Consider the following 332-nt stretch of genomic DNA (forward strand, 5'->3'; position numbering starts at 1 on the left):
GTGGAGGAAAACGCGTTGCTGATATTGCCGACATTCAGCGACGCGATTGAGTTGACGGTATGGGCGGTCAGGCTCTTGGTGCCCGCGCTGCCCGTCGGGCAGGTGTAGCCGGTGACATACGTGCTGGCGCCGCCGGCATCCAGCACGATCTTGAGCGGCACGTTACCCGGCACCGGAATAATGTCCAGCTGTTGGCAACCGGCCCCCAGCAGGCAAAGCGCGGAGTTGAGTGTGGTGACCAGGTTCAAGCTCAGCAGTGTGTCCGGCTTGACCACGGCGGTGAATGACCTGGTGGGCCCGTTGACACCGGTGCTCAACGGCCTGCTGAGCTT

The 332-nt window shown here is 62.7% G+C and carries 1 protein-coding gene; it reads right to left on the bottom strand.

Annotated elements, in window-relative coordinates; genetic code table 11:
- The coding region (locus AC0L20_RS40370) for a hypothetical protein (protein ID WP_473295728.1) at positions 1–248 on the bottom strand (248 nt) is incomplete at its 3' end.
- Between the last annotated feature and the right edge of the window lie 84 nt (positions 249–332).

This window comes from Bradyrhizobium sp. Kon58, from assembly GCF_055807455.1.